Origin of the sequence: Sphingobacterium thalpophilum, assembly GCF_038396785.1 — a bacterium.
Taxonomy (GTDB): Bacteria; Bacteroidota; Bacteroidia; order Sphingobacteriales; family Sphingobacteriaceae; genus Sphingobacterium; species Sphingobacterium thalpophilum_A.
Window position 1 is genome coordinate 2620190 of sequence record NZ_CP151087.1, and the last position, 19951, is coordinate 2640140.

The following is a 19951-nucleotide window of genomic DNA, read 5'->3' on the forward strand; positions in this document are numbered from 1 at the left end:
CTTTACTTCTTTAAATTTAAACGAATCGGCAATGTGTAAGCCACGCGTACCGGTTTACCGTTAACTAATCCCGGTTTCCATTTTTTCGCACCTTTTAGGAGCTCCAATGCCGCCTCTTTGGTTCCATAACCAAGATCTTTTTTTACATCAACATGGGATAAACTGCCATCCTTTTCGACAATAAAAGCCACTTCAACAATGCCATTAACCTCCCGTTTAATTGCTGCTTCCGGAAAAACAAAATTATCGCCTACCCAGATCATAAAAGATCGCATTCCCCCAATAGGTGTTGGTTGCACCTCAACTTTATCAAAAGTTACTAAATCGGACTGAAAATCCAATGAAAGATTCCAGCGGTCGCTCTCATCTTCCGTCCTTATCGATTTTACTTCCTTGAGTTGTTTTTCCGTCTCTTCACCAGATTCAGCGCCCGGGAATGAATGAGATGACATCCGGACCTTTCTGCCCAATGTGTCAGTTTCCTCCCAATAGTACGTCGTTTTTCCGCCAACGGTAACGGGTAAGGAAAGCAGCGATCGAACGACTTTCCCATTGACGATTGCAGGTTTCCATTTCCCACTTGCTTTTACAGCATTTTCCACAGCGGATGCCAAGCCATAGCCCAAATCATTCTTAGCCTTTATATGGCTCAACTCACCATTTTTCTCCACGATGGCTGAGATGACAATTACCCCGATCATATTATTTTTGATTGCTTCATCACTCACGTGGATTCTACTGCTCAATCCCATGACATACTTTTTCATTCCTCCAACTGGAATAGCCATGATCTCAGGATCTTTGTAGACCTTACTGTCTTCATTTACCTGTCCATTTTTCAGCTCCTCAGACTGGCTCGGCAATGTCTGCTCATCAGTCACAGTTAAGCCATTAACGCTTTCTTCTACATCCGCTACCATAGCCTTGGCCCTACTCGTATTAAAGACCAACGTAGACCCCGCTACCACCAATAACATGGGCAGCACAATCACATATAACAAGCGTTGTCTTTGTACAGATTTATCTTTAAATAACATCGTGATGCGCTGCTTTAAAAAAGAATGATTGGAAAACTCATGTGAAAAAGCCAATTGATCTGTACGTAATGCATGAGCAACCAGCATTTCTGCATAAGCCACTTTATCGGTCGAGCAAATTTCATCTACAATATACTCGTGTTGAAACCTTATTTCCTTTTGAAAGAAATACACAACAGGATTGAACCAATTGAAAATTTTAAGTAGCTCAATCAACAGTAAATCATAGGAATGTCCCTGCTCAGCATGAACCTGCTCATGCCATGCAATATTCTTCTTGTTTTTAATCGATTTTCCAATCACAACCCGATTAAAAAAAGAAAAACTCAGGTACTCAGGAGAAGAACGCAATACCCGAACAAGTTGCTTGATCCGTATCGCCAAGAAAAAAAAGGCGATTCCCGCTCCTATCCAATAGATCTTGGCAAGAATATCCAACAAAAAAAGAGGTTTTTTTTCGATCGGGCTCCCGATTTCGACATCCATATATGTTCCTAAGTCGACCTGTGGAATATGATTGGAAATCATTTCCGTCTTGGGTAATTCAATAAAAATACCCACAGGAGCTAATAAGGAAAATACAACCATTCCAATCAGATAGATCCGGTTCCATTGAAAAAAAGTAAGTTTTCTAAAAATCAGTTTGTAAAGCACAAAACTGATAATCAATGAAATATTGACAATCAATAAGTAAATCATAATCAAAAAGTTTATAAAAGGGTATTGGTTGTTATTTATTACGTTCGATGATCGATAAGATGTCATCAAGTTCTTTGATGTCCAGCCTATTCTCTTCCAAAAAATAAGAGAGCATACGCTTGGGCGAATTATCAAAATAATTCGTTAATAACTTTCCTGTGATACCTTTCTTATATTCCTCTTTTGAAATCTTTGGTAAATATTGATGACTTTTACCAAAAGATTCATGCCTTACAAAGCCCTTTGTTTCGAGAATACGAACGATGGTCGAGACCGTGTTATAGGCCGGTTTCGGCTCCGGAAGTCGATCAATAATTTCTTTGACAAAGCCACGGCCCATCTCCCAGAGCTCTTGCATAATCTGCTCCTCAGCTTTCGTTAACTCTTTAAAATCCTTCATAACTCCTCAGGAATAAAATAAATACCAAAATAATAAATCAATACACAAGTTATAACTAAAATCATAGTTTTACAACTAATAAATTAGTTTAAAATACAAAATACTGATAATTAAACAATTAATTTACAACAATACGTGATATTGTCATCTTTATTCGTCGAAATTCTTTTTCCTTGAGGCTTTCAATTGAGACTGCTGTTTCTTTCGATCCAGTCTTTTCAGCACACTCGAATACGGAGTTTTGGTTTTTTTACGGGGTTTTGCTGGCACAAGTGCGCCTTCCACTATACGCTTAAAGCGATCGATTGCGATTTCTTTATTACGGATCTGCGACCGATCGATATCGCACTCCAATTGCAGTATTCCTTCTTTATTGATACGGTTTGCCAACGCGTTGAAAATCATTGCTTTTTCTTCAACAGAAGCAGCTGTGGATAGCGCAACATCCCACTGCAACAATACTTTCGATGACACCTTGTTTACATGTTGTCCACCTGCTCCACCCGATCTGGAAAACTTAAACGTAAGTTCTCCTATTACTCCTTCTAAATTCATTTATTTTTAAATGCTTCTTCTATTTTTTCCATCTTTTTTAATAGAAAGCTCAATTTTTCCACTTGATCCCGTTGTACTTCGACAAGTTCTTGTTCTTTGCGGATAATGAGATGATCTATTTTCTCATGCAATTCCCTGATTTCGAGTTCAGCCTTTAAGTTGACCATATAGTCATTTCTTGCACGTTCACGATCCTTATCTTCCTGTCTGTTTTGACTCATCATAATAACTGGAGCTTGCAAAGCAGCTACGCAGGACAAAATTAGGTTCAGTAAAATAAAGGGATAAGGATCAAAGCCTTTATTATTTAACCAAAAGATATTGGCCGCAATCCAGACAATCAAAAATAAGACAAAGGAAATAATAAAGGTCCAGCTTCCGCCAAACTCAGCCACTTTATCGGCAACCCGGTCTCCTACGCTGACTGGCTCCATATTATCTCCATCCAAACTTGCGCTGATCACTTTATTTTCCTTAAAACTGTTGATGACCTGCTGATCCAATTGACTTAACTGTCCAGACTCATCTTTCAGAAATTCGGCGATATAAGTTTCTTTAAATCGTGTCAACTCACTTGCGGCGATATACTTGTCCTTACTAAAACCTGGATATTCCTTTTTTATCAGCTTAAAAATGGGTTGTCGGATTGAAGCCGCCAAAATACGTTGTTCCGAAGGAAATTGCTGTCCTGAAATATCACTTATAAAGTTATCCATATACCGATTTAATATCTATTTAAAGATAGTGCTTTTTAACCAATCAAAAAATTCACAAAACTATGGCAATTGGTTTTTGTTATTTTACGCATAAATAGACGAAATTTGCAACACAAAATTCAGGAATAAGCATCTTCAATTTACCTTATTATCATAAAGTAAAATAAGAGGGCAATTGTCAAGCTAAAGAACTTCGTCGGTGCCACATGAATGAATAGCGTTTGTATGTAATGGACATTGCGAGTCTTGAACAACGACAATCAAAGTACTAACACGAGGTTCCCGGGAGCCTTTTAACAAAAAATAAACAGCGTTTATAACGGGATGCCGTTAAAATATGCGCTCAGACATAATTACGCAGATGAAAATAGGAATTGTTTGTTATCCCACCTTTGGTGGAAGTGGTGTAGTTGCAACCGAACTAGGAAAGGCCTTGGCCGCAAATGGACATGAGATTCATTTTATAACCTATCGACAACCTGCACGTCTGGATTTCTTTTCTGAAAACCTATACTATCATGAGGTAGCTGTTTCGCAGTATCCTCTTTTTGATTTTCTACCCTATGAATCTGCGTTAGCCAGCAAACTGGTTGATGTTGTTCGCTTCGAAAAGTTGGATTTGATCCACGTCCACTATGCCATTCCACATGCATCAGCGGCATTTATGGCCAAACAGATCTTACTCACTACCTACGGCATTAATATTCCTGTCGTGACGACTTTACACGGGACGGATATTACATTGGTTGGCAAAGACAAGAGTTTTAGTCCGGTCGTAACATTCTCCATCAATCAGTCCGATGGCGTAACCGCTGTATCACAGAATCTGAAAGATCAGACGCTTCAATATTTTGATATTACGCGCGATATCAAAGTGATTCCCAACTTTATTGACCTCGACAGATTTAGCAATAAAGATCGGTCACATTTCAAAAAAGCCATTGCCCCCGGCAATGAGCGTATATTGGTCCATACGTCCAACTTTAGAAAAGTCAAAAATACAGAAGATGTCATCCGTATTTTTAAGAAAGTACATGATGTTATCCCTTCCAAATTATTGATGGTAGGTGACGGCCCTGAGCGTCGAAATGCAGAAGAGCTATCCAGAGAACTTGATGTATGCAAGGACGTCCGTTTCTTGGGGAAACAGGATGCAGTGGAAGAAATATTGTCTGTATCAGATCTATTTCTGATGCCTTCAAGTTCGGAAAGTTTCGGTCTTGCGGCCTTAGAAGCCATGGCTTGTCAAGTTCCAGTTATCTCTTCCAATACTGGAGGGTTACCTGAGCTGAATGAAAACGGCGTCACTGGATTTCTCAGTGCTGTTGGTGATGTTGAAGATATGGCAAAGAATGCGATTTATATCTTGGAAGATGGAGAGCGCTTAGAAAAATTTAAGGAAGCGGCATTAAATCATGCGAAAAAATTCCAATTGTCCAATATTATGCCTTTATATGAACAGTATTACGGAGAAGTCATTAATCAAACAATAAAAGCACAATAAATATTATTTTAGGCTTAAGGGATAAAAAAAATATTTTATCTTTGACCTTTGGAAAATTTCCAAAAAAACAATTATGAAATACAAACGTATCTTATTAAAACTTAGCGGTGAATCCTTAATGGGTGACCAAAGCTACGGTATCGATATTAACCGTGTATCACAATACGCTAATGATATCAAAGAACTTCACGATCAAGGTTTAGAAATTGCAATTGTTATCGGTGGCGGTAATATATATCGTGGTCTAAGCGCCGAAAAATCAGGCATGGACCGTGTTCAAGCAGACTATATGGGCATGCTTGCCACAGTCATCAACAGCATGGCACTTCAAGATGCGCTTGAGAAAGTTGGGAAAAAGACACGTTTGCTTACTGCGATCAAAATGGAGCAAATCTGCGAACCATTTATTCGCAGAAGAGCTGTACGCCATTTGGAAAAAGGCCGTATTGTTATTTTCGGAGCTGGTACAGGAAACCCTTATTTCACAACGGATACCGCTGCATCTTTGCGTGCAATCGAAATCAATGCGGATGCCGTATTGAAAGGAACCCGTGTGGATGGTATTTACACCGCAGATCCTGAAAAAGATCCTACTGCAACAAAATTTGAAGAAATATCATTCACAGAGGTTTATGAGAAAGGATTAAATGTTATGGATATGACAGCCTTTACCCTTTGTCAAGAAAACAAATTACCGATCATCGTATTTGATATGAACAAACCAGGCAACTTATTGAAACTTGCTAATGGTGAACATGTCGGAACTGTGGTTAAATAATTTAAATCTGTAAAAAACGTAATCTTATATGAACGAACTAATTTCAATTGAATTGGACGATTGTAAAGACAAGATGTCCAAAGCAGTTGCTCACACCGAATCCGAATTAACTAAAATTCGTGCGGGTAAAGCTTCTCCATCGATGTTAGATGGAATTTCAGTAGACTATTATGGTAGCGCCACTCCACTTTCACAAGTGGCCAACATCAATACAACTGATGCACGGACTATTGTTATCCAACCTTGGGAAAAATCGCTCATCAACGCAATTGAAAAAGCTATCACTGACGCTAACCTAGGAATCAACCCACAGAATGACGGTATCGTTATTCGTCTGAATATTCCTCCTTTAACAGAAGAAAGAAGACGTGATTTGGTTAAGAAAGTAAAAGAAGAAACTGAAAGAGGCCGTATTGGTGTACGTAATATCCGTAAAGATGTCAACGAATCCATCAAAAAATTAAAAAATGACGGCGCTTCTGAAGATGAAATCAAAACTGCTGAAGGTGAAGTTCAAAAATTAACAGATGCATTCATTGTAAAAGTTGATAAATTGGCTGAACTGAAAGAAAAAGATATCATGACTGTTTAAGTTTTCCTACTTGAATAGAAAAAAGGTCTGAAAAATATTCAGACCTTTTTTATTGGTGTGAAGAACTCCGCACTCCTCCCCTAAAAAGAACTCTTCCCAACCTACAAGACATTGACCTTCCAAAAATTTTATGGGTTAAGATTCAGCATACACTTCAAAAATATTCCCTGTTGTACCATTGATTTCTGAACAAATAATTGTACATTGTACACTAACAAGTAATCAATTATATGATGAACAATTCTCGTCGTCAATTTTTAAAGCAAGCTGGAATAGGTCTTTCGGCAGCTTATCTGGTGCCCAACTTTATATCTTGTCAAAATAAAGCCGGTGCAATCAGCGACAATCCATTACAGAATATAGGCGTACAGCTGTATTCCATTCGCGATTTAATGGATAAAGATCCGAAAGGATCTTTGGAACAAATTGCCAAAATTGGGTATAAACATGTTGAGCTCTATGGGATAGACGCCACAGCCAAGCAGTTCTGGAAATTGCCTTACAAAGAGTTGAAGAAAATATTGGATGATAACGGTCTAAAAACACATTCAGGCCATTACGATATGTCCAAATACCTCAGTAAAGCGCATACCGACAAAGAAGATCTTGCGGCTTATTTTGATGCAGCAAAAGAACTTGGCCAAGAATATGTAATTGCTCCTGTGACACCGATGTTTGATCTGAATGCATTGAAAAAAGATGATTATCTCTATGCTGCCGAGCAATTGAATAAAGCTGGTGAACAGGCTAAAAAATTGGGTCTAAAAGTTGCCTACCACAACCATTTCTGGGAATTTAGGGATCTAGGCAATAATACAACGGGTGAAGAGGTGATGTTAGCATTCACCGAACCCGACTTGGTCGATTTTGAATTAGACCTTTTCTGGGCAGAAAAAGCAGGTAAAAACCCGATAGCTTTGTTTGAAAAATTCCCCAACCGCTTTAAACTTTGGCACGTTAAAGATATGGATAAAACAAAATCCAATCCCATTGAATGGCCTAAAGATGGAAAATTGCCTATCGAACAAATCTTCAACGATATCAAATATACCGAAGTGGGAACCGGAAGCATCAATTTCCCTGAAATTGTTAAAGAAAAGAGCAAATCAGGACTTAAATATGCTTTTGTTGAACAAGATAATATTTATATGCCCAATAAGATGGAAAGTCTTAAAAAGAGCTACGATTATGTTCAGGCAAATCTTACAAAATAAAAAAGGGAGCAATGCTCCCTTTTTTATTTTGTAAGATTGTCAGCTTAAAATTCGGTATCTTCTACCTCTACTGCAGTCTCGATTACTTTTCTCGCCAACTCTTCTTTAAATTCGATGATATTCTTGCTGATTGTTTCATCATGTGTACCAAGAATCTGAGCCGCCAATATACCTGCATTCTTCGCCGCATTTAAAGCGACAGTTGCTACAGGAATACCATTTGGCATCTGAAGAATAGAAAGTACCGAGTCCCATCCATCAATGGAATTTGATGATTTTACAGGAACGCCTATTACGGGTAAATGTGTAATAGAAGCGACCATTCCTGGCAAATGCGCCGCACCACCAGCTCCAGCAATAATAACTTTCAAACCACGAAATGCTGCATTTTTCGCATAATCAAACATACGTTGTGGTGTACGATGTGCTGAGACGATCGTTACCTCAAATTCCACTCCAAGGGCTTTGAGCACATCTATAGCATCCTGCATAACCGGAAGATCTGATTTGCTTCCCATGATAATGCCTACCTGGGCCTTATTATTGACTGACATAGTATTGTTTAAGCTTTAACTTTTAATATTTCTTGTACTTTTCTTGCATTGGAGATCGCTTTCTCCCGATCATCATTGATGATACAAACATGGCCCATCTTGCGGAATGGCTTCGTATATTTCTTTCCATATAAATGGATATATACGCCTTCCATTGCCAATACCTCTTCTACTCCCTCATATTTGGCCAATCCTTCATAACCAGGTTCACCTAACAGGTTAATCATAACGGCATTCGTTCTGCATCTGGTATCACCTAACGGTAGATTGAATATAGCCCTTAAATGCTGTGCAAATTGCGACACATAATTACCCTCTATTGTCTGATGACCACTATTATGCGGGCGCGGAGCCAATTCGTTGACCAAAATATCACCATTTTTCGTTAGGAACATCTCTACAGCCAATATACCCACGATCTGCAAATCATCGGCAATCTTTTTTGCTATCGCCTCTGCGCGTTGCTGAATCTCTACACCATACAAAGACGGCGCAATCAAAAATTCCACCAAGTTAGCCTGAGGATTAAATTCCATCTCCACCATTGGAAATGTAGACACCTCCCCCTTATCATTCCGGGCAACAATGACCGCAATTTCCTTTTCAAAATCTACCCATTCTTCAATTAAGCTAGCTTCTTCGAACGCATCTTGTATATCCTGTTGGGTAACAATCTTCTTCACCCCTTTTCCATCATATCCATCCTTACGTAATTTCTGGATATACGGTAAGTTTAACGAGGCATTTACTAAATTATCTTTATTGGATATCAATTGAAACGCCGAAGTTGGTATATCGTTTTGTTTAAAAAATTGCTTTTGTAGACCTTTATCTTGAATCAGACGAATGATACGTGATTGTGGGTACACAATTACTCCCTCTCCTTCCAATTTCTCCAAAGCATCTACATTCACCTTCTCGATCTCGATCGTGATCATGTCCAGATCCTTACCGAAATTATAGACCGTTTCAAAATCGCCCAATGAACCACATTCAAATTTATTGCACAACTTGCGACAAGGAGCATTCTTATCCGGGTCCAATACATGAACATTTACATTGTAATTAATGGCTTCCTGGATGAGCATTCTTCCCAGTTGACCACCGCCAAGAATACCCAATTGCAATTCACCATAAAAATCTTTTGCCATAATTGATTTAAAATCTTATAAAATTTATCTTTTAAGCTTTTCCGCTGAACAATTGCTCACCTAACAAGCTTTCTTTGTCTATCTTTTTTTGCAATTCAATAAAAGCACCAATTAGCGCCTCGGGACGTGGTGGACATCCCTGGACATAAACATCCACAGGGATAATGCGATCTACCCCCTTGACCACATGATAACCATGCTGCCAATATGGACCACCACAGTTGGAACAAGAGCCCATCGAAATAACATATTTAGGATCTGGCATCTGTTCATATAGTTTCTTGATACGATCGGCCATCTTAAAGGTAACCGTTCCAGCAATAATGATCACGTCGGATTGCCTTGGAGAAGGCCTTGGAAATACGCCCATCCGATCTAAATCATACGTTGAAGCCATTGCCCCCATCATTTCAATGGCACAGCAAGCAATACCAAAGCTCATGGGCCACATTGAAGATAACCTTGCCCAATTCAGCAAATCATCTAATTTGGCAACAATAACACCATTATTCTGCAATTGACTATCTAAACTCATGCTTACTCAGGTTTTTTAAATCGAGGTTTAAAGGCTGGTTTCGGCGTCGACACCTGTTCATCTGTCGTCGTTTTGTGCGCGACAGCATCCTCTACAATCCGTGCATAATCACGCACCTGATACGTCCTACTATTCAGGCTTGCATAGGCACTATCCGGGATAGCTACAGGAACTTTAGGTAAGGACACATTCGGTTTAACCCATTCCAAATCGCCCTTTTTCCAGACAAAAACCAATCCTAAAATTAAAATGCCAATGAACATAGCCATTTCAATCATGGTAAACCACCCCCATCTTCCATCTGCCGCAATATATTCGGACTGTCCAAATACAGTGGCCCATGGAAAAATAAAAATAAGCTCTACATCAAAAAGTAAAAATACAAGGGCAATAACATAGAACCGTGGATTAAACTGAACCCAAGAAGAACCAATGGGATCCTCTCCACATTCGTAAGTACCAGATTTGATGGGATTATTCTTTTTCGGAGAGATTAAACGTGCTAGAAAAATGGTCGCACAGACTAACAGCGCCCCTATCAGCAGAATGATAAGGATTTTGCCGTATTCCGATAATTGCGCGGGGTCATCCATAATAATTACAAATTTAACAAATATTTCGTTTACTCGGGTGAGGAACTTGAAATTACGAATTATTTCTTTAAAAACAGTTCGAATTTTAAGGCACTAATGCTCCGTATCCGGTCTGCAAGCAGTCCCCAATTCATCTGGTGCAGCACTTAGCAGCAACCGAAAATTAATCGAAAGAGCAATGCCATGTTCAAAACCTTCATGACTTTGCAGACACCAACAGCAATGAAAGCGGACTGAAGGTTCTTTCTGGCCAATAAGATCAGACATTTTCAGAAAAAAAAAGAGGGCATCGTATAAAACGATGCCCTTCTTATGATGTAACTATTCTCTAAAAATTACATTTTTCCTGGCATTTTGGGCATATTACGCATCAATTTAGCCGCCATCGCCGGATTAGACATCTGCTTCATGACTTTACGCATATCACCAAATTGTTTCAATAACTTATTCACTTCATTAATATCAGTACCTGATCCCTTCGCAATACGTAAACGACGTTTTTGATCAATGACATCTGGGTTTTCGCGTTCAAAAGGTGTCATGGAATCGATAATCGCTTCAATGGGTTTGAAAGCATTGTCATCGACTTCAATATCTTTCATTGCTTTCCCAACGCCAGGGATCATTCCCATGAGGTCTTTCATATTACCCATTTTCTTGATTTGTTGAATCTGGGATTTAAAATCGTTGAAATCGAATTTATTCTTACGGATTTTCTTTTGGAGCTCTGCGGCTTGCTTCTCATCAAACTGTTGCTGTGCACGTTCCACTAAGGATACCACGTCACCCATACCCAAAATACGAGAGGCCATACGATCAGGGTGGAATACATCCAATGCATCCATCTTTTCACCTGTACCAATAAACTTGATAGGCTTATTAACGACAGATTTAATCGATAAAGCTGCACCACCGCGTGTATCACCATCCAACTTAGTCAATACTACACCTGTAAAGTCCAGACGGTCGTTGAACGTCTTAGCTGTATTCACGGCATCTTGACCAGTCATTGAATCCACAACAAATAGGATTTCGTCTGGCTTTGTCGCCTCTTTAACTGCTGTAATCTCTACCATTAAAGGCTCATCGATGGCCAAACGACCGGCTGTATCGATGATTACGACATTATTTCCATTGCGTTTTGCTTCTTCCACACCGGCTTTGGCAATCGCAATAGGATCGTTAGATTCACGATTCACATACACTGGTACGCCCACTTGTTCGGCAAGCACTTCCAATTGATCGATCGCTGCAGGGCGGTAAACGTCACCAGCCACCAACAATGGTTTTTTATTCTTTTTATCTTTAAGGTACAAGGCCAACTTACCGGAGAAAGTTGTTTTACCAGCACCATTCAAACCCGCAATTAGAATGACTGTTGGATTTTTTCCAGTCTCAAGCTCCGTAACGGATCCGCCCATCAAAGCTGTCAACTCATCGTTCATGATCTTCGTCAACAATTGGCCTGGGGAAATACTTGTCAGTACATTTTCGCCTAAAGCTTTTTGTTTAACATCGTCGGTAAAAGTTTTGGCAGTTTTATAATTCACATCGGCATCCAACAACGCTTTGCGAATTTCTTTCATCGTTTCTGCAACGTTGATCTCGGTAATACTACCCTGTCCTTTTAATACTTTAAAGGCCCTATCTAACTTATCTTGAAGATTTGAAAACATAAAATCTGAATCTTATTCTATATAAACAGCAAAGTTAAAAAAATTGTCTATAGTAACCTCATTAACACCCCATAAAAAATGCGACTATGAAAAATAATCGCATTTTTGTAGGATAAAGTTACAGTATCCGTATTTAATCACTTCTACGGCCACCGAATAAAATAGACGCATAATACAAAAGTGTTACCAACGCACTTAACGCCGCTACGACATAAGTCATCGCTGCCCATTTCAAAGCATCTTTCGCACCGTCATGTTCCTCACCATTATAGGTTACACCAGCATGGTTTAACCATTCCAGCGCACGGTTAGACGCATCAAACTCGACAGGCAAGGTGATAAAAGAAAACAGGGTCGTAATAGCCAAAGCCCCCACTCCAACAGCTAAAAGCCATGGATTACCCCCTTTGGAAAAAGCAAATAGCATAACACCCAGCATCAATACCCATGATGTCATTTTAGACGCTACATTTACCATCGGAACCATTGCCGAACGGAATCCCAACCATTTATAGGCTTTGGCGTGCTGTACAGCATGACCACATTCGTGCGCCGCTACTGCTGCAGCTGCAACACTGCGGCCACTGTAAACTTCAGGACTTAAATTTACGGTTTTATCTGACGGATTATAGTGATCTCCCAAGCGATCTGGGATAGACAATACCTTTACATCATATATACCGTTATCATTTAACATTTTTTGCGCAATCTCAGCTCCAGACATTCCGTTGCTCAAAGGCATTTCGGCGTATTTCTTAAATTTGTTTTTGAATCTTGTTTGGACAATTAGGCTTACCACCATTATTCCAATAAATAAAATCAAGTACATAGCTATTCAATCGTTTTATTTTATTATATGACTATCAAACCTTATTCCAATCGTCGAAAAAAGGCATATGCATGAATTTCTAAGGTAAAAAAAGTCTTTGACCTGACAAAAAGAACAGGTTCTTCTGATCTCCACATGACATAATTGCCAGATCATTTGGGCAGATAACTCCATTTTCAGCTTCGTACAGTGAAACACCTGCGCTATTTAACAAGAATCCAAGATGTAGTCTCATCGGTGAGTATTGGAGATGCGTTTTATTTCAAGTTCGATCAGGGAGCTTATTATTGAAGCAAATGGCTTTTGAAAACACGATGCTCAACGGATTGTAGCCTTGCTATACTATTAAGACAAAGATGAGAAACTATAAAAGCGTCAAGACTTCCTATAGCTCCAATTAGCAATGCAAATAAAAAGGGGCATTAAAAAATGCCCCCTTTATTATAAATAGCCCATTTGCAGGGTAAGATCAGTACCTTCAATCATTTTACGTAAATTGCTCAATGCGTAGCGCATCCTCCCTAAAGCAGTATTGATACTTACTTCGGTTATCTCCGCAATATCTTTAAAACTCATATCACAAAAGTGACGCATAATAAGCACTTCTTTTTGATCGTCCGGAAGCTTTTGAATCATTTTTTTAAGGTCGACATCAACCTGCTGTTTGAGCATTTTTGACTCTGCGCTTTCATCACTAAATTCGAGCACCTCAAAAATATCAAACCCGTCGGCATTCACAATATTCGGAGCACGTTTTGCTTTTCTAAAAAAGTCAACGATCATATTGTGCGCTATACGTATAGCCCATGGTAAAAATTTACCTTCTTCATTATATTTACCGGATTTTAAGGTGTTGATGATTTTTATGAAAGTCTCCTGAAAAATATCTTCAGCAAGATATTCATCTTTTACTTTCATATATATGGAAGTATATATTTTCGATTTATATCGATTCAACAATGCCTCTAGACCGGACTCTTGGCCGCCGACATACATTTGGATCAACTCTTGATCGCTTTTACTTTTTAAAAGTCTCATACGTCACTTACTTTTTTAGCAGTTCGCAAATAAATTATCAGTTCTGTGTTAAAATGTAAATGTTTGCCGTATAAACTATCCTTTCTTATTGTAAAACAATCAATTAATCTAAAACCAAATTACCGTAAAATAAATGAGTAATCAAATTATTACAATTTATTTTAAGATTTTTTAACATTTAAAAATAAGTTATCTACCTCATAATTCCAAAATAAAGGTTCTTCGACCACAGTACGCCCCTTCAGACAAGATGGAATAACAACCTCGAACAGCTCCAAAATAACAAGTTTTAAAGTTATTACTTCATACGGACTTTATAGGGAGCTAATAGGGACCTTATAGGGACCTCATTCGGATGAATGCCTATAAAATCCGTTTAAAGTCCGTATAAGATTGTTGTTAATATCGTCTAAAAAGTTAAGTTGATACGAGACTATAACGGGATTATCCTTTCTACAATGGCAGTAGAAAAAAAGACGGGATAAAAAAAGCGGAACCACCGCATCGGTAATTCCGCTTTTTCTATTCCTATGGAAAAAGTCTTATTTATACAATGGGAACTCAGCCATCATTGCTTTTACTTTGCCATGGATCAAATCCAGTTGCGCATCATTAGATGCATTTTTCAATGCCTCATCGATCAATTCACCGATTTGAATAATTTCATTCTCTTTAATACCACGTGTAGTGATTGCAGCAGTACCAAAACGTACACCTGAAGTCACAAAAGGAGAACGTGTATCGAAAGGAACCATATTTTTATTTGTTGTGATACCCGCTTTACCCAATACAGCTTCGGCTTCTTTACCAGAAATATCTTTATTGCGTAGATCCACCAACATCAAGTGATTGTCTGTACCACCAGAGATGATCTTATAATCTCTTTCTACAAAGAATTGCGCCAATGCAGCTGCATTTTTCTTTACCTGAACGATATATTCCATATACTCATCGGATAAAGCCTCACCGTAAGCAATTGCTTTCGCTGCGATTGTATGCTCCAAAGGACCACCTTGTGTACCTGGGAATACAGCTAAATCCAATAATTGCGTGATTGTACGGATTTCACCTTTAGGTGTTTTGATGCCCCATGGATTTTCAAAATCTTTACCGACCATGATCATACCACCACGAGGGCCACGAAGCGTTTTGTGCGTCGTTGTTGTAACAATATGGCAATGTGGAAGTGGATCATTCAATAAACCACGAGCGATTAAACCTGCAGGATGAGAAATATCAGCCATTACGATAGCTCCTATTTCGTCTGCAACTTTACGGATGCGCGCATAATCCCAATCACGAGAATAAGCCGAAGCACCACAGATGATCATCTTTGGTTTTTCACGAAGCGCTGTTTCTTCCAATTGCTCATAGTCAATTAAACCTGTATCTTCTTTTACACCATAAAATAATGGTTGATAGATCTTACCAGATAAGTTCGCTGGTGAACCGTGTGTCAAGTGACCACCGTGAGATAAATCAAGACCTAAAATTTTGTCACCAGGTTTGATTGTCGCCAAAAAAACAGCCGCATTCGCTTGAGCACCAGAGTGAGGCTGAACATTTACCCATTCTGCGCCAAATAATTGTTTTGCACGATCAATTGCGATGGTTTCAATCTCATCCACAACTTCACAACCTCCATAGTAACGTTTTCCTGGGAGGCCTTCTGCATATTTATTTGTCAACACTGAACCAGCAGCTTCCATCACTTGTTTTGAAACAAAGTTTTCTGAAGCAATTAATTCAATACCTTCTTCTTGGCGTTTAAGCTCATCAGCTATTAAATTAAAAATGGCTTGATCTCTTTCCATTGTTTTTAAATGTTGTAAAGTAAATTTTGTAGTTTATTTTAATGCCCCAAAGATAGCATATTCCATAAAGAATATCGACAAAAAGTCCTATTTTATTAAATGTTCTTAGAAAAACAGCCTTATTTATGCGAATTACCTAATTAGGTCAAGATCATTTTATGGTGCTATCGGATCGAATAAGCGTACGAAGAATTGAATGTTTCGAAAATGTCAAAAAATCCCGGTCAAGCAATTTGCCATTAAAAAAATGTATTTTTGTATTGGATTGGCTAAAACACTATTACAATGAGTACAGAACATACAGCAGTTGCTCCTATTTCTTTAACAGAAGGGGCAATCAAGGAACTAAATAAATTAAAGGATCAACAAGAAATCTCTGATGATTTTGGTTTACGTGTCGGTGTTGAAGGCGGCGGTTGTTCCGGTATGAGTTATATCTTGGGCTTTGACCAGAAAAAGGAGGGCGATAACGAATACGAAATTCAAGGAATTCGCATCTTTATGAACAAAGCACATGGCCTATATCTTGCCGGTATGGAAATCGACTTCAAATCGGGACTCGATGCAAGGGGCTTCACATTCAATAATCCCAATGCAACAAGTACCTGCGGATGTGGAAGCAGTTTTTCAGCATAACTGAATTTCAGCACGAATGAAATAACAAAGGGACTGCCGATGGCAGTCCCTTTGTCGTAGCAGATGCTTCCATCATTTTCGCCAGTTGACCGAGTGAAGATTTCAAAAAGTTCAACCTCGATTTAATGATATAAGCACAACAAAGCCCTCTTTCATTTTCCATCATAAATCACTAAATTAGCGACCTTTAGAAAAGAAGCATACAACAGTCTGATGTACAAAGAATATAAGCAGTTAAATTTACCCGAGATAGGTAAAGAGATTTTGACCCGTTGGGAACAGGAAAAAATATTCGAAAAAAGTATCAATAATCGTCCTGAAAGCAAGACCTATACATTTTTTGAAGGTCCGCCTTCTGCAAATGGAATGCCTGGAATTCACCACGTGATGGCACGTACGATTAAGGATATTTTCTGTCGTTACAAGACTTTGAAAGGTTACCAAGTGAAACGAAAAGGCGGCTGGGATACCCATGGTCTGCCCATTGAACTTGCTGTCGAAAAAGCTCTTGGAATCACAAAAGAGGATATCGGCAAAAAGATTACCGTAGAACAATATAATGACGCTTGTCGCAAGGAGGTAATGAAATATACCGATGTATGGAATGACCTAACCACCAAAATGGGCTATTGGGTTGACCTTGAACATCCTTATATTACTTACAAGAATGAATACATCGAAACCTTATGGTATTTATTGAAAGAACTTTACAAAAAAGGTCTTTTGTACAAGGGTTATACGATACAACCTTACTCTCCGGCAGCAGGTACGGGATTGAGTTCGCATGAACTAAACCAGCCCGGCACCTATAAAGATGTTAAAGATACCACCATCGTTGCAGAGTTTAGACTTATCAAAAGTCAGCTTCATCCAGCTATAGAAAAATTAGTTGACGACGATGCGGAGGATGTAGCATTCATTGCCTGGACGACCACGCCATGGACTTTACCGTCCAACACAGCCTTGGTTGTAGGCAAGAAAATAAATTATGTTAAGATCCGAACTTTCAATAAATATACCGGTGCTCCTGTATCTGTCGTATTAGCGAAAGATTTGATCAGCAAACATTTTAAAGCAGAAGGCGAAAATGCATCCTTCCAAGACTATAAATTGGGCGACAAAGTAATTCCTTGGGAGCTTGCAGCAGAATTTGTAGGCGAAGAACTTGTTGGCTTGCGCTACGAGCAATTGTTGCCTTATATCACCAACGAGGACTTACAAGAAAATGCTTTCCGCGTTATTCCAGGCGACTTTGTTACGACTGAAGACGGTACCGGTATCGTTCACGCTGCTCCTACTTATGGTGCGGATGACTTTCGTGTAGCAAAAGAACATGGTGTACCGGGCATCTTGGTGAAAGATGAAAATGGAAAAGAGGTACCTACTGTTGACCGTACCGGACGTTTTGTAAGTGAAATCACAGATTTTGCCGGAAGATTTGTCAAAGAGGAATATTATAGCGCAGAGGAACGTTCAAAAGAAGACTTCAAACCCACAGACGTGTTGATCTCTATCAAACTAAAAGAGGACAACAAAGCTTTCGATGTCAAAAAATATGAGCATACCTATCCACATTGTTGGCGTACAGACAAACCTGTTCTATACTATCCATTAGATAGCTGGTTTATCCGCACGACAGCAGTGAAGGAAGATTTGGTTGCATTAAATAAAACCATCAACTGGAAACCTGAAGCAACCGGTACCGGCCGCTTTGGAAACTGGTTAGAAAACTTGGTGGACTGGAACCTTTCGCGTTCGCGTTACTGGGGAACTCCACTTCCTATCTGGCGTTCAGAAGACGAAAATGAAGAAGTTTGTATCGGCTCCTTACCTGAATTAAAGTCCTTATTGGAAGCTTCTTTGACCTCCGACATTCTGTCTGAGGATGAAAAAGCGAAAAATAAAGCTTACTTGGATAAATTCGATACCGAACAATTGGACCTTCACCGTCCCTATGTAGACGATATCGTCTTGGTTTCCGATGCCGGACAAAAATTATTCCGCGAACCTGATCTGATCGACGTCTGGTTTGATTCGGGGGCAATGCCTTATGCGCAATGGGGATTGGATCACGAAAAATTAGCCAAAGGCGAAAAGTTTCCTTTTAAAGCAGGATTCGATCATGCATACCCGGCAGATTTTATCGCTGAAGGAGTTGATCAAACACGGGGTTGGTTTTTCACCTTGCATGCGATTTCTACGATGATGTACAAATCGGTTTCCTTCAAAAACGTGGTTTCCAATGGCTTGGTGTTGGATAAAAATGGAAATAAGATGTCCAAACGCCTAGGCAATGGTGTTGATCCATTCTCAACGATCGATCAATACAGCGCCGATGCAACACGCTGGTACATGATCAGTAATGCCGCACCATGGGACAACCTTAAATTCAATATGGAAGGATTAGATGAAGTCCGTCGTAAATTCTTTGGTACTTTATATAATACCTACGCTTTTTTTGCATTGTATGCCAATATCGATAAGTTCTCGTATTCAGAACCAGATATTGCTTTGGAAAAACGTCCTGAAATTGACCGTTGGATTATCTCCTTGTTAAATTCGTTGACCAAGGAAGTAGATGAATACTTAGCAGATTACGAGCCTACAAAGGCCGCGCGCGCTATTCAAAACTTTGTTGATGAACATCTCAGCAACTGGTATGTCCGTCTTTGCCGTCGTCGTTTCTGGAAAGGAGATTATACAGAAGATAAAATTTCGGCCTATCAAACACTTTATACATGTCTTGATACGATTGCGAAATTGATGTCGCCAATATCACCTTTCTTCTCGGATAGATTATTCCTGGATTTGAATTCAGCCACGAACAAGGAACAAGTTGAATCTGTTCACCTGGCGAATTTCCCGGTTTATAATGAAAGTCTAGTCGATAAAGATCTGGAAGAACGCATGGCTTTAGCGCAGGATATCTCATCGCTGACACTTTCTTTACGGAAGAAAACTTCCATCAATGTACGTCAACCATTAAACAAAATTTTGGTTCCGGTACTTGATAGTGCTTTCCAAGAAAAGGTAGAGAAAGTAAAAGATCTGATACTTTCTGAGACCAATATCAAAGATATCGAGTTCATTACAGATACCACTGGTATTATTAAGAAAAAAATAAAACCAAATTTCAAAGCTCTTGGCGCGAAAGTTGGTAAGGATATGAAGTTAGTTTCTTCGTCTATCCAATCGTTGACTATAGATCAAATCAGCACGTTGGAATCAACAGGCGAATTGGCCCTAGCAGGCACGCCATATACGATTTTACTGAGCGATGTAGAAATTATAGCAGAAGACGTTGAAGGATGGCAAGTAGCAAATCTAGGTAAATTGACCGTAGCATTAGATGTACATATCACCGAAGAATTGAAAAAAGAAGGTTTGTCAAGAGAATTGATCAACCGCCTACAAAATCTAAGGAAGGATAAAGGATTAGAAGTTACTGATAGAATTAACGTAAAGTTAACAGCTGCTTCAGAAGTGGTCAATGCTGCCAACGAAAATTTATCGTATATTTGCACCGAAATTCTGGCCGATTCATTGGTATTTGAAGATTCACTAACTGAAGGAGAGACCATCGAGATCGATGGCAAAGAACTTAAGGCATTAATCCAAAAAAATTAAATT

The 19951-nt window shown here is 39.1% G+C and carries 18 protein-coding genes; 6 read left to right on the top strand and 12 right to left on the bottom strand.

The window, feature by feature from the left end; all coding sequences use genetic code 11:
* Positions 1–2 precede the first annotated feature (2 nt).
* The 4 genes from AACH28_RS11630 to AACH28_RS11645 all read right to left on the bottom strand — a co-directional run bounded on the left by AACH28_RS11630 (position 3) and on the right by AACH28_RS11645 (position 3407).
* On the bottom strand, positions 3–1736 hold the full coding sequence (locus AACH28_RS11630; protein ID WP_201639723.1) for an energy transducer TonB: 1734 nt from the start codon (positions 1734–1736) through the stop codon (positions 3–5).
* A 31-nt stretch (positions 1737–1767) separates the two neighbouring features.
* Positions 1768–2136, bottom strand: coding sequence for a BlaI/MecI/CopY family transcriptional regulator (locus tag AACH28_RS11635; RefSeq protein ID WP_341833016.1), 369 nt, complete (start codon positions 2134–2136; stop codon positions 1768–1770).
* Between the two features lie 150 nt (positions 2137–2286).
* The gene (arfB, locus tag AACH28_RS11640) at positions 2287–2691 is read right to left on the bottom strand and encodes an alternative ribosome rescue aminoacyl-tRNA hydrolase ArfB (RefSeq protein ID WP_070566211.1); all 405 of its coding nucleotides are present in this window, start codon (positions 2689–2691) and stop codon (positions 2287–2289) included.
* Complete coding sequence (locus tag AACH28_RS11645; protein ID WP_341833017.1) at positions 2688–3407, bottom strand: DUF1003 domain-containing protein; 720 nt, start codon at positions 3405–3407, stop codon at positions 2688–2690. Before AACH28_RS11645 ends, arfB begins: the two co-directional genes overlap by 4 nt.
* Positions 3408–3768: 361 nt before the next feature.
* Here AACH28_RS11645 and bshA point away from each other — a divergent pair, with 361 nt between their 5' ends.
* The 4 genes from bshA to AACH28_RS11665 all read left to right on the top strand — a co-directional run bounded on the left by bshA (position 3769) and on the right by AACH28_RS11665 (position 7495).
* Positions 3769–4911 carry an N-acetyl-alpha-D-glucosaminyl L-malate synthase BshA gene (gene bshA / locus AACH28_RS11650; protein WP_046672291.1) on the top strand — a complete coding sequence of 381 codons (1143 nt, stop codon included), beginning with the start codon at positions 3769–3771 and terminating at the stop codon, positions 4909–4911.
* A gap of 73 nt (positions 4912–4984) precedes the next feature.
* Positions 4985–5689, top strand: coding sequence for a UMP kinase (pyrH, locus tag AACH28_RS11655; RefSeq protein WP_046672284.1), 705 nt, complete (start codon positions 4985–4987; stop codon positions 5687–5689).
* A 28-nt stretch (positions 5690–5717) separates the two neighbouring features.
* The gene (gene frr / locus AACH28_RS11660; protein WP_070566206.1) at positions 5718–6281 is read left to right on the top strand and encodes a ribosome recycling factor; all 564 of its coding nucleotides are present in this window, start codon (positions 5718–5720) and stop codon (positions 6279–6281) included.
* Between the two features lie 230 nt (positions 6282–6511).
* Positions 6512–7495, top strand: coding sequence for a sugar phosphate isomerase/epimerase (locus tag AACH28_RS11665; protein ID WP_341833018.1), 984 nt, complete (start codon positions 6512–6514; stop codon positions 7493–7495).
* 44 nt (positions 7496–7539) lie between these two features.
* Here AACH28_RS11665 and purE read toward each other — a convergent pair whose 3' ends face one another.
* From purE to glyA, 8 genes are all read right to left on the bottom strand, one after another.
* On the bottom strand, positions 7540–8049 hold the full coding sequence (gene purE, locus AACH28_RS11670) for a 5-(carboxyamino)imidazole ribonucleotide mutase (protein WP_088160297.1): 510 nt from the start codon (positions 8047–8049) through the stop codon (positions 7540–7542).
* 8 nt (positions 8050–8057) lie between these two features.
* Positions 8058–9200, bottom strand: coding sequence for a 5-(carboxyamino)imidazole ribonucleotide synthase (locus tag AACH28_RS11675; RefSeq protein ID WP_336833870.1), 1143 nt, complete (start codon positions 9198–9200; stop codon positions 8058–8060).
* A 31-nt stretch (positions 9201–9231) separates the two neighbouring features.
* Positions 9232–9735, bottom strand: a complete 504-nt coding sequence (locus tag AACH28_RS11680; protein ID WP_088160295.1) for an NADH-quinone oxidoreductase subunit B — start codon at positions 9733–9735, stop codon at positions 9232–9234.
* A 2-nt stretch (positions 9736–9737) separates the two neighbouring features.
* Entirely contained in the window at positions 9738–10328 is a 591-nt protein-coding gene (locus AACH28_RS11685) for an NADH-quinone oxidoreductase subunit A (protein ID WP_312744823.1), read from the bottom strand.
* 335 nt (positions 10329–10663) lie between these two features.
* A complete protein-coding gene (gene ffh, locus AACH28_RS11690) occupies positions 10664–12004 on the bottom strand; it encodes a signal recognition particle protein (protein ID WP_046674043.1) in 1341 nt (446 codons plus the stop codon).
* A 133-nt stretch (positions 12005–12137) separates the two neighbouring features.
* Positions 12138–12833 (bottom strand): zinc metallopeptidase, encoded by a 696-nt coding sequence (locus AACH28_RS11695; RefSeq protein ID WP_313419246.1) that lies wholly within the window; start codon positions 12831–12833, stop codon positions 12138–12140.
* A gap of 441 nt (positions 12834–13274) precedes the next feature.
* A complete protein-coding gene (locus AACH28_RS11700) occupies positions 13275–13871 on the bottom strand; it encodes an RNA polymerase sigma factor (protein ID WP_046674045.1) in 597 nt (198 codons plus the stop codon).
* A 542-nt stretch (positions 13872–14413) separates the two neighbouring features.
* Complete coding sequence (gene glyA, locus AACH28_RS11705) at positions 14414–15685, bottom strand: serine hydroxymethyltransferase (RefSeq protein WP_046674046.1); 1272 nt, start codon at positions 15683–15685, stop codon at positions 14414–14416.
* 285 nt (positions 15686–15970) lie between these two features.
* Between glyA and AACH28_RS11710 the strand changes: the two genes are divergently transcribed.
* Both AACH28_RS11710 and ileS read left to right on the top strand, forming a co-directional pair.
* The gene (locus AACH28_RS11710; RefSeq protein WP_070562327.1) at positions 15971–16321 is read left to right on the top strand and encodes an iron-sulfur cluster assembly accessory protein; all 351 of its coding nucleotides are present in this window, start codon (positions 15971–15973) and stop codon (positions 16319–16321) included.
* Between the two features lie 213 nt (positions 16322–16534).
* Positions 16535–19948, top strand: coding sequence for an isoleucine--tRNA ligase (gene ileS / locus AACH28_RS11715; protein WP_341833019.1), 3414 nt, complete (start codon positions 16535–16537; stop codon positions 19946–19948).
* Positions 19949–19951: the final 3 nt, after the last annotated feature.

Bases quoted from the DNA above. Each gene is read 5' to 3' on its own strand.
- pyrH (WP_046672284.1), top strand. From the start codon at position 4,985: ATGAAATACAAACGTATCTTATTAAAACTTAGCGGTGAATCCTTAATG.
- AACH28_RS11635 (WP_341833016.1), bottom strand. From the start codon at position 2,136: ATGAAGGATTTTAAAGAGTTAACGAAAGCTGAGGAGCAGATTATGCAA.
- arfB (WP_070566211.1), bottom strand. From the start codon at position 2,691: ATGAATTTAGAAGGAGTAATAGGAGAACTTACGTTTAAGTTTTCCAGA.
- AACH28_RS11695 (WP_313419246.1), bottom strand. From the start codon at position 12,833: ATGTACTTGATTTTATTTATTGGAATAATGGTGGTAAGCCTAATTGTC.
- AACH28_RS11710 (WP_070562327.1), top strand. From the start codon at position 15,971: ATGAGTACAGAACATACAGCAGTTGCTCCTATTTCTTTAACAGAAGGG.
- AACH28_RS11665 (WP_341833018.1), top strand. From the start codon at position 6,512: ATGATGAACAATTCTCGTCGTCAATTTTTAAAGCAAGCTGGAATAGGT.
- AACH28_RS11700 (WP_046674045.1), bottom strand. From the start codon at position 13,871: ATGAGACTTTTAAAAAGTAAAAGCGATCAAGAGTTGATCCAAATGTAT.
- frr (WP_070566206.1), top strand. From the start codon at position 5,718: ATGAACGAACTAATTTCAATTGAATTGGACGATTGTAAAGACAAGATG.
- purE (WP_088160297.1), bottom strand. From the start codon at position 8,049: ATGTCAGTCAATAATAAGGCCCAGGTAGGCATTATCATGGGAAGCAAA.
- bshA (WP_046672291.1), top strand. From the start codon at position 3,769: ATGAAAATAGGAATTGTTTGTTATCCCACCTTTGGTGGAAGTGGTGTA.
- ileS (WP_341833019.1), top strand. From the start codon at position 16,535: ATGTACAAAGAATATAAGCAGTTAAATTTACCCGAGATAGGTAAAGAG.
- AACH28_RS11645 (WP_341833017.1), bottom strand. From the start codon at position 3,407: ATGGATAACTTTATAAGTGATATTTCAGGACAGCAATTTCCTTCGGAA.
- AACH28_RS11630 (WP_201639723.1), bottom strand. From the start codon at position 1,736: ATGATTTACTTATTGATTGTCAATATTTCATTGATTATCAGTTTTGTG.
- AACH28_RS11685 (WP_312744823.1), bottom strand. From the start codon at position 10,328: ATGGATGACCCCGCGCAATTATCGGAATACGGCAAAATCCTTATCATT.
- glyA (WP_046674046.1), bottom strand. From the start codon at position 15,685: ATGGAAAGAGATCAAGCCATTTTTAATTTAATAGCTGATGAGCTTAAA.
- AACH28_RS11675 (WP_336833870.1), bottom strand. From the start codon at position 9,200: ATGGCAAAAGATTTTTATGGTGAATTGCAATTGGGTATTCTTGGCGGT.
- AACH28_RS11680 (WP_088160295.1), bottom strand. From the start codon at position 9,735: ATGAGTTTAGATAGTCAATTGCAGAATAATGGTGTTATTGTTGCCAAA.
- ffh (WP_046674043.1), bottom strand. From the start codon at position 12,004: ATGTTTTCAAATCTTCAAGATAAGTTAGATAGGGCCTTTAAAGTATTA.